This window comes from uncultured Acetobacterium sp. (genome assembly GCF_927416815.1).
Taxonomy (GTDB): Bacteria; Bacillota; Clostridia; order Eubacteriales; family Eubacteriaceae; genus Acetobacterium.
In genome coordinates this window covers 17,434-32,113 of record NZ_CAKMJU010000052.1, presented here as the reverse complement: position 1 = coordinate 32,113, position 14,680 = coordinate 17,434, and the positions used below count along the sequence as shown (strand labels likewise).

The window sequence follows — 14,680 nt, the reverse complement described above, 5'->3', positions numbered from 1 at the left end:
AGTTGAAGCACTCATGATAGCCACTTCCCGATCTGTGATTGAACTTTTTTCGTGATATTAAATATGTCAGCATATTCAAAGAGACCCCTGATATTCTTTTGCGGGTCTTTAATGTATCGCATCACGGCATTTGAAAATACTTCTTTTTCCAGTTTTTTTTCATAACGCATAATATCACACATTGTCCGATCCCGATTAAATATTCTAACTTCAACCCCATTCACTTCAAATGTCGCTACCCCGATATTTAGAAATTTAGAATCCTGATAGTATGGCTCAATCAGAGGATATTCGATATCATACTGACTTTTTTCACTATCTCTATCAACAGCGATCTGCCAGGCCGTTGGTATTCTATCCGTATAGCTATAATGGAGCAATGCACTCTCGAGAAAAATGACTGCCTGCGGAAATAGTCTCGCAATAATTACTTCTTCGGGATTCACTTCATCTGCCAGTTCATAAAAGCCTTGTTTAATTTTCGATAGTTGACCTTCATCAACCAGCTTTTTTATTTGTCGACTACTTAAGCCCAGCACATTCAGTTCTGAGGTTTTAAGGACGCCGCCATGCTTTGCAAATTCATTTGCTATTTTACTTTTTTCAACCATTTCTTTGCACCTCATTATCCGCGCTCAATTTTCAATGCGGGTATATAGATGCAACTATACCATTATTCCGAACATTTATCAACGTGATTTCTACATCAATATCCATACAAAAGCCGTGGCTCTTTCCCACAGGGGGGCGGCTCTGAAAAAAGTGCTTATTATCTTTCTCTTTCCGCTTCCAGATCGCCAGGGGAATAGGTGGTGACCAGGCCGCCCCGGCGGTAGACAATATAGTCGATGGTGGCATCGCGGTTCTCATCGACCACGGTGATGCTGGCATTCTGATTGACTTCGGCGCCGATTAGCTCAAGCAGGTCTGCCTGAACCGGGACACGGTAGTTGCCGGAAGCCGCAAATTCAATGGCTTTGGCGCGGGCGGCCAGATAAACCAGCTTGGCACTGGCGGCATCGGTGGTTTTTTGAAAGCTGAAGACCAAGCCGCCGATGATCATCACTGCAAAGGCCAGGATAATGACAACCGCTAAAGAAAAACCCCGATCAAAGGCGACGGGTTGATTGTTTTCAGGAGGAAACTGGTATTGGCTGATTGGGTTCAAGGGTGACCTCCGAGGGTTTGAAAAGATGACTGGCTGTGGATTGATAAGCAATGCGAGCTAAAATGATGCAGGTTTATTTTATCACTTTATTTGAAAACTTGGCTTAAATTGGTGTAAAATTTGGATGTTTTGTTCGAAACTTAATTGTTTGGAAAAGTTCTGCTAGTGGGGTTTCTGAACATTAGCTGCGGTTAGCCAGTTCAATGGAGGTTTTAGTCTAAACCGAGCCCTGAAATAAAAAAGCTCCCCATCCCCGCAAACCCGATGACGGGTTTGCGCCTGGGAAGGGGAGATGAACCCTATGGCGCATAGGGTGTGGGATTTATTTTATTACTTCACTGATGCACTGGGTACTAAATCATCTAATTTTAAATCATCTTTCTGGTATGTTATTTTCGTTACTTTACCATTGGCATCAACAAAAACAGTCCAAGCTGAAGTATTAGTACCTGTTGTACCAACTCCAGCAGTAATATCTGTATCTACATAATTCCCCATTGCTTTAGTTGTATCTGGTATTAACGCAAGAGCAGCTTTCTTTGCGGTTGCATCAGCTATTTTATTTGCTGTTAGAAATTTAGCTACTTCAACAGAACCTAAATTAACAGCTTCTAACTCACTAACAACGGTAGGACTTGCAGTTGGAAAAGTGCCTGTGACACCAAGTTTTACAAGTCCATTTGTACTTCCATGTTTTCCATAGTATTCAGTAGCTACTGCCTGTGCAGCTACATAGATTTCTCTCTGTTCTGCAATAGCAGCTTTCTTCTTCGCTTCATTTACAAAACCAATCATTGACGGTATCGTAAACGCCGCCAGCACCGCCAAAATCACCAACACCACAATAATTTCCACCAGGGTAAACCCTTTTCTACTTTTCCGTATGCTGTTAATTAATTCCATTTTCCCACTCCTTATTGTTTTTATTCTTAAGCTCTATATGATCATCCGCGCCTGAAGATGATTTATAAATTAAATTTATTATTAAGACGGTTCTATTTTCTCATAGCATCCATTATTTCGTCTTAATCATTTGCTTGCCGCGGCTTTTGGGGTCAAAAAAAGCCACACTGTACCGTGTGGCAACTGGCTGTCTTGTCTGGCTGGGTTTGCTAACCCAATCCGCTGATGTAGACCCTCTAGTTTTGCGTCACAGGGTTTCCCCTGCTTTGCCTTTATGTTCACATTTGCTTTTATTTTAATTTCAAACTTAATTTTAGTTGAAAGCCTCTGAAAAGCCAAGTAGCTTTGCATGCAGCCTGTTTTTCTTTGGTTTTTGTTGCCAAGGGGATGCGGTTCTTAGATGTAATATCGGCGGTTATGGTTTTTACTTTAGTCTTTTCGCGCCTTAACCCTTGGGTTTTTGAAATGAACGGCGAGATCGCTTTGCTGTTATCTGACTTAGACCCTTTCGCTTTGCGGCTCAGATTTTCAGCTGCCCATGCCTTTATGTTTGATGTTCTTTGTAACTAAAGTTTAAGTTAAACGCTATTAAAAGTCAAGTTAAAACTTTACAAGATGGTTACAACTATGATCTTTTTAAAGATTTTTAATGGCCTGGGATGATTATTTTGTCTGCTATTTTTAATTGTTTCGCTTTGTGAATATATTTCTAATTTATCCGCAGTGTTGCCAGTGAATGGGGGCCGTCGCCAACCTTTACTGAGTTGCGGGCGGTCACGGACCGCCCCTACAAATGATGATCGGCGTTGGTGTTGGGGGCTGGGGTTGGTGGCCAACCTTTACTGCCTTCGGGCGGTTGATAACCGCCCCTACAAACCGGAAATTGGTGGTCTTGCGTAACCTAATAGCGAACCCCGACGAATTGAATTGAGACGATTTTGCTATCTTCCAAAATACTGATTAAACTCCTGCTTATCACTGGCCCATTCGAGGCCGACTTCGTAGCTGATTTTCTGGTCCCGGACCAGCATGGCCAGGTCAGCGTTGAGGGTTTTCATGCCGTCCCGGCCGCCGGTTTGCATGACGGAGGCCAATTGGTGGGTTTTGTTTTCGCGGATCAAATTGAGGACCGCATCGGTACCGATCAGGACTTCCAGGGCGGCCATCCGGCCATCGCCGCCAGCCAGGGGCACCAGCTGCTGGGTGACTACCCCTTTCAAAATGCTGGACAGCTGGGTGCGGATCTGCTGCTGGCTGTGGGGCGGGAAGACGTCGATGATCCGGTCAATGGTATTGGCGGCGCCAATGGTATGGAGGGTCGATAAGACCAGATGACCGGTTTCGGCAGCGGTGACGGCGGCCGAAATGGTTTCGTAGTCGCGCATTTCGCCGACTAGAATGACGTCGGGGTCTTCTCGCAGCGAAGACCGCAGGGCCTGGGCAAAGGAGCTGGCGTCAACGCCGATTTCGCGCTGATGGACAATGCTGCGTTTGTGTTCGTGCTTATACTCAACCGGGTCTTCGATGGTTAAGATATGGACGGCCCGATTGCTATTGATGTAGTCAATCATCGAGGCCAGGGTGGTCGACTTACCGCTGCCGGTCGGACCGGTAATCAGGATCAGTCCCCGCGGCTCAGAAGCCAGCTTGCGGATAATCGGCGGCAGTTTGAGGTCTTCAAAGCTGGGGATGGTATCGTTAAGGAGGCGGATGGCGGCGGCATAGCTGCCCTGTTGTTTATAGACGTTGACCCGCTGCCTAAGCCCTTCCGGGGTGATATGGCAAAAATCGAGATCCTTGCCGGACTCCAGGGTCTTTTGTTCGTCTGCGGTTAGCAGGCTAAAAATCAGGTTTTCGATAATCTGCGGGTTATGGTCAAAATCACTTTGATAAAGCTTGCCGTTTTTGCGAAAGACCGGCGGCAGTTCCCGGGATAAATGAATATCTGAACAATCGTTGCGGCGGCCGTAGTTAACCAGCTCTAAAAAACTTGTCATCACTCTTCTCCCTATTCCACATAATATGATAATTTAAGAAATTCTTCCATCGAGGTGATCCCCTGGATGGTCAGGTTGGAGACGCTTTTGCGCAAGGGGATCAGCCGACCGGTTTCTTCGACATAGCTGTAAATATCCTCGATCGGTTCGCGCCGGGAAATCAAGGTTCGGATATTCTTATCGATGGCCAGAATTTCATGGATGGCGGTTCGGCCTTTGTAGCCGGTATTATTGCAAATATGGCAACCGCGGCCGCGATAGAGGGTGGTCAGCCGTGGTTCTTCGAGCAGCCCTTTTTCAATCTCAGAGGCGGCATAAGCTTGGCGGCAATTGGGACAGATTTTCTTAACCAGACGCTGGGCGACTACCCCGGTTAAGGAGTTGGCGACCATATAGGGTTCGACCCCCATATCCTGAAGGCGGACGACCGCTGAAACGGCGTCGTTGGTATGGAGGGTCGACAGTACCAGATGGCCGGTAATGGCCGACCGCACCGCAATCGAGGCGGTTTCGGAGTCCCGGGTTTCACCAACCATGATGATATCCGGGTCCTGCCGCAGAATCGAACGGAGGCCGACGTCAAAGGTCAAGCCGGCCAGAATGTTGACCTGGGTCTGGTTAATTTTGGCCAGATTCCGCTCGACCGGGTCTTCGATGGTGGCAATATTGACATTGCGCTGGCTGAGCATTTCCAGAATCATATAGAGGGTGGTGGTTTTGCCGCTACCGGTCGGGCCGGTAATATAAACCACCCCATGGGGGCTTTGCAGCATCTGCAGGATTTTTTGATAATCGCTATCATTCATGCCAAATTGACCGGCATGATCAAGTGGTACGTTCATGCTTAAAAAACGCATCACCATTTTTTCGCCGTACACCGTCGGCATACTGGAGCTTCGGACATTCATTTCTACACCATCAATCCGGATCCGAAAGTGGCCATCCTGGGGCACCCGGCGTTCAGCGATATCGAGATTGGACAGGATCTTAATCCGGGCAATCAGCGACTGATGGAGATTATTGGCCAGGGTCAGATAATCAACAATCAGGCCATCGATCCGCAGCCGGATAATCGTTTCTTTTTCAAAGGGCTCGATATGAATATCGCTGGCGCCGGCATTATGACCTTTTAACAGGACTGAATTGACCAGATTGACAATCGGCGCATCGCCCTCGTTGGTCAAAATATCCTCAACAAAAGATAGACTACTGCCCTCGACGGTTTTATTGGCCGCCGAGGCGGCCTTTCTCGCTTCGATTTCAGTATAGGATTTACGGATCGCTTCAAGGATTACTTCTCTTGTTGAGAGCACCACATCGATGTTCATATTGGTAATTAGCCGTAAATCTTCAATCGCATAAAAATCCAGCGGATCATTCATGGCCACGACCAGATGATTGTTTTCTTGAGCAATCGGAAGCAGGGTATATTTAAAGGCAATATTTTGGGGGATCTTTCCGGCCGCATCCAAATCGATGGCGGTGTCATTTAAATCCAGCACCAGCACATTGAGTCGTTTGGACAGCGCCTCCAGCAATTGCGCCTCGGTAACGTAGCCATAGTCAACCAGAATCGCCCCCAGCCGCTTGCTTTTGTCGACCTTTTGATAGGCCAGTGCTTCCTGGAGCTGTTCTTCCTTAATAAAGCCGGCGTTAATTAAGATATCACCGATACGAATGTTTTTAGTTTCCATTATTTTCCTCTTCCCAAAGATCAGGCATTATTAAAAATTTGCTGCTCAAATTCAGCCACCGGCATCGGCTTGCCAAAATAGTAGCCCTGGATAATATCACAGCCGAGGGTTCTTAGCATCTCGACCTCTGCTTTTGTTTCAATCCCTTCGGCAACGACCCCCATGCCCAGTTTTTTGATCAAATTGATGGTCGCTTCAACAACGATATAATTTTGTTGGCGTTTGAGATGGCTGTTAAAAAAGCCCTGATCCATCTTAATCACATCGAGGGGCAGGCAACCGAGCAGGTTGATCGAAGAATAACCCGAACCAAAGTCGTCCATGGCCATTTTAAAGCCATAATCCTGGAAGGCCTGACCAATTTCGATCATCCGGTCGACATCCTCAAAGATACTCGATTCAGTCAGCTCAATTTCCAGGCTACCGCGATGGATGCGGTACTGATTGGTAATGCTTAAAACCCGCTCAATAAAATCGCTCTGCTTGAGGTTTTTTCGCGACAGATTGACCGACACCGATATTTCCGGATATTTTTTTGCTTCCCAGCTTTTTAGCAGTTTACAGACCTCTTCTAACATAAACATATCGAGCTTTCTGATAAAGCCGGTTTGTTCAAAAATAGGAATAAATTCACCTGGCGAGATCAACCCCTTTTCAGGATGCCGCCAACGCACCAGCGCTTCACAGCCGCAATAGGCATTGAGATGCAGATTATACTTGGGTTGCAGATACATCTCAAACTGATTGTTTGCCAGGGCATCTTCCATCTGATCGATAATTTCTTTTTCATCGCCAATTTTCTTGCGAAAGGCATCGGAATAGAAAAACCACAGCTGATTATCAGCGGTTTTAGCGGCAATCCGCGCCATATTGGCCTTTTCTCTGATTTTATCAAGATTCCCATTGCGATCCTCAATAATATAAATACCGAAGCGACAGGAAAGCCGTTCTTTAATACCTATCGCTTCTCTTTCACTATTTAAGACGCCCATAAATTCTTTAATCCGCCGGGTGATTTTATCCTGATCCTCACACAGACAGAGAATCGCAAAATGATCGCCGGATACCCGGGCATAGGTTTCAAGCTTGGCCGTCCGATCCTGTAAGATCTTCCCGACCATCTGGAGCACCTGGTCGCCCTTTTCATGGCCATATTCTTCATTAATAAAGCGAAAGCGGTCAATATCAAAGGTCAGCATCGCACACTGACCCTGATTTTTCACCTCCAGGATCTCCCTGGCTTCCTGCTTAAATTTCTGCCAGTTATTGCCGCCTGTGACATCATCAACATAGGCAATCCGCTCCAACCTTTTTTTGGCGCGATTCTGATAAAAGAGAATAATCATAAAGAGCAGCGTAATCGCCAGCAGGTCGGCCACAATCAGCATCAGCGAGTACCAGCTGATCTGCCTGGTTTGGGCGCTGACCACTTTAGTCGGCACTCCCGTCATCAAATACCAGTCATTAATGGCCAGTGGTTTGTAAATCACATGCCGTTCCATCCCCCCATAAAAACTGGTATAGCTGCCACGCTTGCCGGTTTTCATGTTTTCAGTGATGGTTTCTAAGCGGTCGCCATCTCTGATCTCTGCTCTTTTCAGGGTTTCTAGGATATTATCGAACTCGCCGGGGCTGTTTACATGTAAGGATGATACCACCCGATCGCCATTGGCCTTAACAATATAAGAATAACCCTGGTTGGCAAAGCTGCCGACTTCCAGGTACTTTTTGAAATTTTCGGTTTCCGCCGAAGCCAACAGCAATGCCACCACCTGGTTTTCGCGAAAGATCGGGACTGCATAAACATTAATCAGTTTTCCATCGGTGTAGTCGATGATGGTATCGGATACGGTTGGTTTCCCTTTGCTGGCTTCCTGAAAATAGGTTCGCTCTGAAACATTTAAAAACATCCCGTCAGTTGTGACCGTATCGCCATTAAGCAGTGCCACCCCCATCCGCTTGTAATGATTTTCTGTGGCTGCCATGGTAACGAGGCGCAGCATCTGAGTCTGATCAAAATTGCCGCTGGCTTCAATTAGCTTACTGGCGGTGATTAAGTTTTCCAGCTCATTATCAACCTTGCCTTGAACCAGATTAGCTCCCTGGTTGGCTACCTCTGACAAATATAATAAGGTCTGCTTTTTTAAGGCGTTGTTGATCAATACTACATAGTACCAGCTCAGCATAAAAAAAAGAATAACAGTTAAAAGGGCTATAAAGCTGGCTTTGACTTTTCTGGACTTTATGTTCATCTCTCTGTTATCCCTTCACTTATTTTTTTCGATCTTTACAGTTGTTTTCATTCTACCAAATAAAAAGAACTTATTCAATGGTCTTGAATAAGTTCTTCTCTTAAAAGCGCCTAAAAATTTCGTTTAAAAAATTTATTGAATTTTTTTGATGTCAACCAAGTCGATCTCAGCCATGGTGCGGTTGGATTTTAAGCAATCCAAGAGCGCTTGAGCGGTGTCTAAGGAGGTCAGCAGGGCAATTGAGGTTTCGACACATTTTCGGCGCATCCGGACATCGTCATAATGGGGCATCCGACCCTTGCTGGAGGTCGAAATGACGTAGTTGAGCTTACCGCTTTCAATTAAATCACCGATGTTTGGCTTGCTTTCAGCCAGCCGGCGCACTACCTTGGTGGGGATATTATTTTCGCTGAGGATCAGCGCCGTTCCGACGGTTCCGTAAATAACAAAGCCCATTTCGTGGAATTGGCGACCGATTTCGACAATCGCTTCTTTATCGCGATCTTTAACGGTCAGCAGGACTCCGCCAGACCGTTCCATGCTGCGACCGGAAGCGACCAGGCCTTTATAGAGGGCATCGGCAAAAGTTTTGGCGACCCCTAAAACTTCGCCGGTCGATTTCATTTCTGGTCCTAACTGGGTGTCAACGTCCTGCAGTTTAGAGAAACTAAAGACCGGCACCTTAACGGCCACATAGTCGCCTTCGGGGTGGAGCCCCGGGGCATAACCCAGGTCAGCCAGCTTATCGCCGAGCATCATTTTAGTGGCAATGTTGACCATTGGAATATCGGTCACCTTAGAAATATAGGGTACCGTTCGCGATGAACGGGGATTGACTTCGATGACGTAGACTTCCTCTTCATAAATTACATATTGAATATTGACCATCCCGACAATATCCAGTGCCTTGACCAGGCGGCCGGTGTAGTCAATGATGGTATCGCGGGTCCGTTGATCAAGCGTTTGCGGCGGATAGACCGAAATCGAATCGCCGGAATGAACGCCGGCTCGTTCAATATGCTCCATGATTCCCGGGATCAGGTAGTTTTCACCATCGCTGATGGCATCGACTTCGACTTCTTTGCCCATCAGATATTTATCAATCAGGACTGGATTTTCCAGGGCGATGGTGGTGATAATATCCATATATTCTACCACGTCTTCACTCTCGTAGGCGATGATCATGTTCTGCCCACCCAGTACATAAGAAGGCCTAAGCAGGACTGGAAAGCCTAAGCGTTCGGCTACTTCGACCGCTTCGGCGGTGGTATAAACGGTCTCGCCTTGGGGTCTTCGGATCTGGCAGGATTCGAGCAGCTGATCAAAGACTTCGCGGTCTTCGGCGGCATCAATATTAGCTGGCGAGGTGCCCAGTACCGGCACTCCCATTTCTTCTAAATAACGGGTCAGTTTGATGGCGGTCTGGCCGCCAAACTGCACAATCGCACCGATTGGTTTTTCGGTTTCGACCACCGAGCGGACATCTTCTTTGGTCAGCGGTTCAAAATAGAGGCGGTCTGAGGTGTCATAGTCGGTCGAGACGGTTTCCGGGTTGTTGTTAATAAAAATTGCTTCATAGCCTTTTTCCCGCAGCGCCCAGGCACAATGCACCGAACAATAGTCAAACTCGATCCCCTGGCCAATCCGAATCGGGCCGGAACCAAGCACTAAAACCCGGTCTTTGCCGGTGGGATGTTCTTCGATAAATAAGGCCGCTTCATTTTCTTTGTCGCGGGTTGAATAAAAATAGGGAGTCTTAGCCGTAAATTCGCCGGCACAGGTATCAACCATTTTGTAAGAAGCATAGGTTTTAAGCGCTTCATTGATCTTTTCTCCTGATAATTCTTCAATCGTTTTATCGAGAAAACCGATTTCCCGGGCTACCCGAACCCGCTCTTCGGTTAAACCGAGGTTAGCCAGATCTTTTTCCATCACGGCCAGATGACGGAGCTTATCTAAAAACCACTTGTCAATTTTGGTAATGGCAAAGATGGTATCGAGGGCAACCCCGCGCTTGATCGCTTCATAAACAACAAAGCAACGTTCATCATCGGAATCCCCGAGCATCTTCATGATCTCTTCATCGCTGGCCTCGACCAACTTTTCGGTGGTCAAGGTTTCCATCCCCAATTCAATCGAACGGATCGCCTTCATCATGGCATGCTCAAAACTGGAGCCAATCGACATGATTTCCCCGGTGGCCTTCATCTGGGTGCCAAGCGTCCGTTTAGCATAAACAAATTTATCAAATGGCCACCTGGGGAACTTAACGACAATGTAATCCAGTGCCGGTTCAAAACAGGCGGTGGTGGTGCCGGTGACCTCATTGGTGATCTCATCAAGTGAGAAACCAACGGCGATCTGAGTCGCCACCTTGGCAATCGGATAGCCAGTCGCCTTTGACGCCAGTGCCGACGACCGCGACACCCGGGGGTTAACCTCGATCACGGCATAATTAAAGTTTTCCGGATTCAGGGCAAACTGACAATTACAGCCGCCTTCAACCTTCAGTGCCGATATAATTCGCAGCGCCGAAGTCCTTAGCATCTGGTATTCTTTATCACTGAGGGTTTGACAGGGTGCCACCACAATCGAGTCGCCGGTATGGATCCCGACCGGGTCAAAGTTTTCCATACTACAAACGGTGATGACATTGCCTTTGGCATCGCGGATCACTTCAAATTCGATTTCTTTCCAGCCGGCGATCCCTTTCTCAACCAAAATTTGATGGATCGGCGACAAGCGAATGCCGTGGGTGGCAATTTCTTCTAATTCCTGCTGGTTGGCCGCAATCCCGCCGCCGGTGCCGCCTAAGGTAAAGGCCGGCCGGACAATCACCGGGTAGCCGATGGAGGCGGCAATACGGACCGCATCTTCAACCGTTAGCACCACTTCAGAGGGAATACAGGGCTCGCCGATTTCACGCATCATATCCTTAAAGGCCTGACGGTCTTCGGCTTTTTCAATGGTTTCCAGATTGGCGCCTAGTAGCTTAACGTCATGGGCGGCTAAAAAACCTTCCTTGGCCAGCTGCATCGACAGGGTTAGGCCGGTTTGGCCGCCCAGGGTCGACAGCACACTATCGGGTTTTTCCAGTAGGATCACCCGCTTTACCACTTCCAGGGTCAGAGGTTCAATATAAATCTTATCAGCCATGGCCTTATCGGTCATGATGGTCGCTGGATTGGAATTAATCAGGATCACTTCGAGGCCGTAATTTTTTAAGGCTTTGCAGGCCTGGGTGCCGGCATAATCAAATTCAGCCGCCTGTCCGATGACAATCGGGCCAGACCCAATCACCAGGACTCGTTTAATATCGCTTCTTAAAGGCATCCTTGTTGCCCCCTTTCCATAAGATCAGTAAATTGTTCAAATAAATAGCCGGTATCATTGGGGCCGGCGCTGGCTTCCGGATGGAATTGCACGGTAAAGGCATGGATGTCGGGATATTCAATCCCTTCGCAGGTGCCGTCGTTTAGGTTAAAATGGGTCACTCGACCGACTTCGGCGGAAATACTTTCTGGCACTACCGCATAGCCATGGTTCTGGCTGGTGATAAAAACCCGATCCTTCGTGATGTCTTTAACCGGCTGATTCATCCCCCGGTGGCCGTATTTAAGCTTAAAGGTTTGACCGCCCATGGCCAGTGCCAGCAACTGGTGTCCCAGACAAATCCCAAAAATGGGCTTGCCGTATTTGATAAATTTTTTGAGGTTTTCGATGATTTCAACATTCTCGGCCGGATCGCCCGGTCCATTGGTCAGCATAATGCCATCGGGATTTAACATCTTTATTTCCGCGACAGTGGTATTGGCCGGCATCACCGTGACGTTGCAGCCTAAGCGCAGCAGCATCCGCAGGATATTATGTTTGTAGCCATAATCAATTAGCGCGACATGATTAGCGCGGTTAACCTGGCTGTAATACCAGCCCTTGTTTTTGCGGCTAACCGTCTGAACCGGATTAACCACCTTAAAATCGCGGATTTTTTCCATCAGGGCAGCTTTGGTGGTCTCAATGTCTTCGGTGGTAATGGCGCCGTTCATGGTGCCGTGTTCACGAATTACCCGGGTAATGGCGCGGGTATCGACATCCCAAATCCCGATCTTATCCTGCTCAATCATAAACTCATTAATATTGTGGGTATTCCTGAAATTTGACGGTTCTTCACACCATTCTTTGGTGATATAACCGTTGATCCAGCTCCGTTCTGACTCCATATCGTCCGCATTAATCCCATAGTTTCCAATTAAGGGGTAGGTTTGCAGGACAATCTGTCCATAATACGAGGGATCGGTGAGCACCTCCTGATAACCGGTCATCCCGGTGGTAAAGACGATTTCGCCAATGGTGGTGCCTTCGCACCCAAAATTATAGCCTTCAAAAACACTGCCATCTGACAGCACCAACCAGGCTCGCTTATCTCGCTTGTAATAAGACATTGTTTACCTCCATTTTAAATATTTTCAAAAAATACCTGATCGCAGGCAACCAGGTATTTCAAATTAGCACATTTATCGAATTGCTAAGTCCTCTCGGTTCGGGCCAACACCAACATAGGCGATGGTCGTTCCAACCAAGTCTTCAATTGTTTTAATGTATTTTTTGGCATTCTCTGGCAAATCTTCCAGTCGTCGAATTTTTGTGGTGTCACTCATCCAGCCGGGAAGGGTGATGTAAACCGGTTCGACCCGTCCTAAATCTTCGGTGCTCGGAAAGCTTTTTACCAGCTCTCCATCTAATTTATAATCGACACAGATTTTAATCTCCGGCAGATCATCGAGCTTATCAATTTTACATAAGGCCAGTTCATCGTATCCGTTAATCGCATGGGTATATTTCAGTACCGGAATGTCAATCCAGCCCAATCGACGAGACCGGCCGGTGCGGGCGCCAAACTCATCATCCGGTTTTTCGCCGGTACCACGGAGGATATCAATCGTGCCACCAAATTCTTCGGTCGGAAAAGGACCGGCGCCGACGGCACTTGAAAAAGCTTTGGCCACCCCAATCACCGTATCGATTTTCTTGGCCGGAAAGCCACCGCTGACGGCAGCAAAGGCGGCAATCGGGTTGGACGAGGTAACATAGGGGAAAATCCCCAGATCAATGTCTTTCATTGCGCCTAATTGACCCTCAAAAAGAATCCGTTTATCGGCGTCAATCATGTCATGTAAGTAGCCCACCGGATTAACAATCATATGGCCAAAGGTTTCGGCCCAGAACTGACATTTGGCAAACAGTGCTTCGACTGTATAGGGTTCTATCTGATAGGATGCCATGTGGTCATTGACTACCGGCACAATCGTTTCGAGTTTCTTTTTAGCGTTATCAAGATTTAACAAATCTTCAAAGCGCAGGCTTTTTCGCATCGCTTTATAGGCATAGGCCTGACCGATGCCGCGTTTGGTGGTACCGATGCCACCGCTGGCTTCCATCAGTTCGTCGAGTTTTTGATGAAAGGGCATCAGGATATGCGCTTTTGCCGATATTTTAAGTCCTGCCAGGCTTAAATTAGCGTCAATGATCTGTTGCATTTCTTCAAGTAAAACGTCGGGATTAACAACCATGCCTGTTCCGATTAAACATTGGCAGTCTTTGTTGAAAACACCACAGGGAATTAAATGAAGTTTGAAAATACCATAATCATTAATAACAGTATGACCTGCGTTGTCGCCCCCTTGAAACCGAACAATTAAATCAGACTGTTTGGCGAAATAATCCACCATTTTGCCTTTGCCTTCATCGCCCCATTGGGCGCCAACTAATACAGAAATCGACATCTATTCTCATTCCTTCCATCAACCTCAGATCAGAAAACACAATCAGAACAACTGTATTTCTTATCTATACTATGACTCAAATTCTCTTTTAATTTTTACACTTTTGGATCATTTTTACCCATAGCATTATAACATAAAGTCAAAAGAATTGATCTATCTTTTTTTTAAAATTTCGATGATATTGTTTTCATCATTCGCGGAAGCTTTTTTGCCATAATCTGTGTTGATTCTTGCTCAGCCTTGACACCACCAATAAGCTTAATCTGATTGGCGTTCTTGCAGCATTGGATGCCTTATTATTTTAGTTTTTTTCTGCTGCTTCTAAATATTCTTGTAACTCATCCTCAAGATCATAACCAACCATTTTATTTTCACTACTCAGATAGCTTTCCAATCTCGCTCTAATCTCCGGGTATTTTATTCCCAGTATCCGGGCTGCTAGAATTCCGGCATTTCTGGCGTTATTAATTCCCACCGTTGCGACCGGCACCCCCTTGGGCATTTGGACAATCGACAGCAGCGAGTCCAACCCATCCAATTCCGCTAATTTGACTGGCACCCCAATGACCGGTAGCATCGTCAAGGCTGAAACCATCCCTGGCAAATGGGCTGCACCGCCGGCTCCGGCGATAATCACCTCGAGCTTACGTGGTTGGGCATTTTTGGCATAGTCAACCATTCGGTCGGGTGTCCGATGGGCTGAAACTACCTTTATTTCATAGGGCACCTGGCATTTTTCGAGGATCACGGCGGCCTGACTCATCACCCTTAGATCAGATTTGCTGCCCATAATAATCGCCACCATTGGCGCTGCTGTAGGCTTATTTTTATCTATCATCTTCACTATTTCCTTTCATTCCCATTCATTGCTGACCCGTTTATT

Annotated in this window: 10 protein-coding genes and 1 riboswitch; all 10 genes read right to left on the bottom strand. The window is 46.9% G+C overall.

The window, feature by feature from the left end; translation table 11 throughout:
- Nucleotides 1-11: 11 nt before the first annotated feature.
- The 10 genes from QZ998_RS08565 to purE all read right to left on the bottom strand — a co-directional run bounded on the left by QZ998_RS08565 (nt 12) and on the right by purE (nt 14,635).
- Entirely contained in the window at nt 12-611 is a 600-nt protein-coding gene (locus QZ998_RS08565) for a type IV toxin-antitoxin system AbiEi family antitoxin domain-containing protein (RefSeq protein WP_296559710.1), read from the bottom strand.
- Between the two features lie 158 nt (nt 612-769).
- On the bottom strand, nt 770-1,168 hold the full coding sequence (locus QZ998_RS08560) for a hypothetical protein (RefSeq protein ID WP_296559709.1): 399 nt from the start codon (nt 1,166-1,168) through the stop codon (nt 770-772).
- A 330-nt stretch (nt 1,169-1,498) separates the two neighbouring features.
- A complete protein-coding gene (locus QZ998_RS08555) occupies nt 1,499-2,071 on the bottom strand; it encodes a type II secretion system protein (RefSeq protein ID WP_296559708.1) in 573 nt (190 codons plus the stop codon).
- Nucleotides 2,072-2,246: 175 nt separating this feature from the next.
- Nucleotides 2,247-2,352: riboswitch (cyclic di-GMP riboswitch) on the bottom strand.
- Between the two features lie 660 nt (nt 2,353-3,012).
- Complete coding sequence (locus QZ998_RS08550) at nt 3,013-4,068, bottom strand: type IV pilus twitching motility protein PilT (protein WP_296559706.1); 1,056 nt, start codon at nt 4,066-4,068, stop codon at nt 3,013-3,015.
- An 11-nt stretch (nt 4,069-4,079) separates the two neighbouring features.
- A complete protein-coding gene (locus QZ998_RS08545) occupies nt 4,080-5,762 on the bottom strand; it encodes a type II/IV secretion system protein (protein ID WP_296559704.1) in 1,683 nt (560 codons plus the stop codon).
- Between the two features lie 20 nt (nt 5,763-5,782).
- Entirely contained in the window at nt 5,783-7,948 is a 2,166-nt protein-coding gene (locus QZ998_RS08540) for an EAL domain-containing protein (protein WP_296559701.1), read from the bottom strand.
- A 198-nt stretch (nt 7,949-8,146) separates the two neighbouring features.
- Nucleotides 8,147-11,347 (bottom strand): carbamoyl-phosphate synthase large subunit, encoded by a 3,201-nt coding sequence (gene carB, locus QZ998_RS08535; protein ID WP_296559700.1) that lies wholly within the window; start codon nt 11,345-11,347, stop codon nt 8,147-8,149.
- Nucleotides 11,338-12,456, bottom strand: a complete 1,119-nt coding sequence (gene carA / locus QZ998_RS08530) for a glutamine-hydrolyzing carbamoyl-phosphate synthase small subunit (protein WP_296559698.1) — start codon at nt 12,454-12,456, stop codon at nt 11,338-11,340. Before carA ends, carB begins: the two co-directional genes overlap by 10 nt.
- A gap of 72 nt (nt 12,457-12,528) precedes the next feature.
- Nucleotides 12,529-13,797 (bottom strand): adenylosuccinate synthase, encoded by a 1,269-nt coding sequence (locus tag QZ998_RS08525; RefSeq protein WP_296559696.1) that lies wholly within the window; start codon nt 13,795-13,797, stop codon nt 12,529-12,531.
- A 301-nt stretch (nt 13,798-14,098) separates the two neighbouring features.
- On the bottom strand, nt 14,099-14,635 hold the full coding sequence (gene purE, locus QZ998_RS08520) for a 5-(carboxyamino)imidazole ribonucleotide mutase (protein WP_296559694.1): 537 nt from the start codon (nt 14,633-14,635) through the stop codon (nt 14,099-14,101).
- Between the last annotated feature and the right edge of the window lie 45 nt (nt 14,636-14,680).

Excerpts from the sequence above, each read along its gene's own strand:
- carB (WP_296559700.1), bottom strand. The coding sequence starts at position 11,347 with ATGCCTTTAAGAAGCGATATTAAACGAGTCCTGGTGATTGGGTCTGGC.
- QZ998_RS08540 (WP_296559701.1), bottom strand. The coding sequence starts at position 7,948 with ATGCTGAGCTGGTACTATGTAGTATTGATCAACAACGCCTTAAAAAAG.
- QZ998_RS08545 (WP_296559704.1), bottom strand. The coding sequence starts at position 5,762 with ATGGAAACTAAAAACATTCGTATCGGTGATATCTTAATTAACGCCGGC.
- QZ998_RS08525 (WP_296559696.1), bottom strand. The coding sequence starts at position 13,797 with ATGTCGATTTCTGTATTAGTTGGCGCCCAATGGGGCGATGAAGGCAAA.
- QZ998_RS08550 (WP_296559706.1), bottom strand. The coding sequence starts at position 4,068 with ATGACAAGTTTTTTAGAGCTGGTTAACTACGGCCGCCGCAACGATTGT.
- carA (WP_296559698.1), bottom strand. The coding sequence starts at position 12,456 with ATGTCTTATTACAAGCGAGATAAGCGAGCCTGGTTGGTGCTGTCAGAT.
- QZ998_RS08565 (WP_296559710.1), bottom strand. The coding sequence starts at position 611 with ATGGTTGAAAAAAGTAAAATAGCAAATGAATTTGCAAAGCATGGCGGC.
- QZ998_RS08555 (WP_296559708.1), bottom strand. The coding sequence starts at position 2,071 with ATGGAATTAATTAACAGCATACGGAAAAGTAGAAAAGGGTTTACCCTG.
- purE (WP_296559694.1), bottom strand. The coding sequence starts at position 14,635 with ATGATAGATAAAAATAAGCCTACAGCAGCGCCAATGGTGGCGATTATT.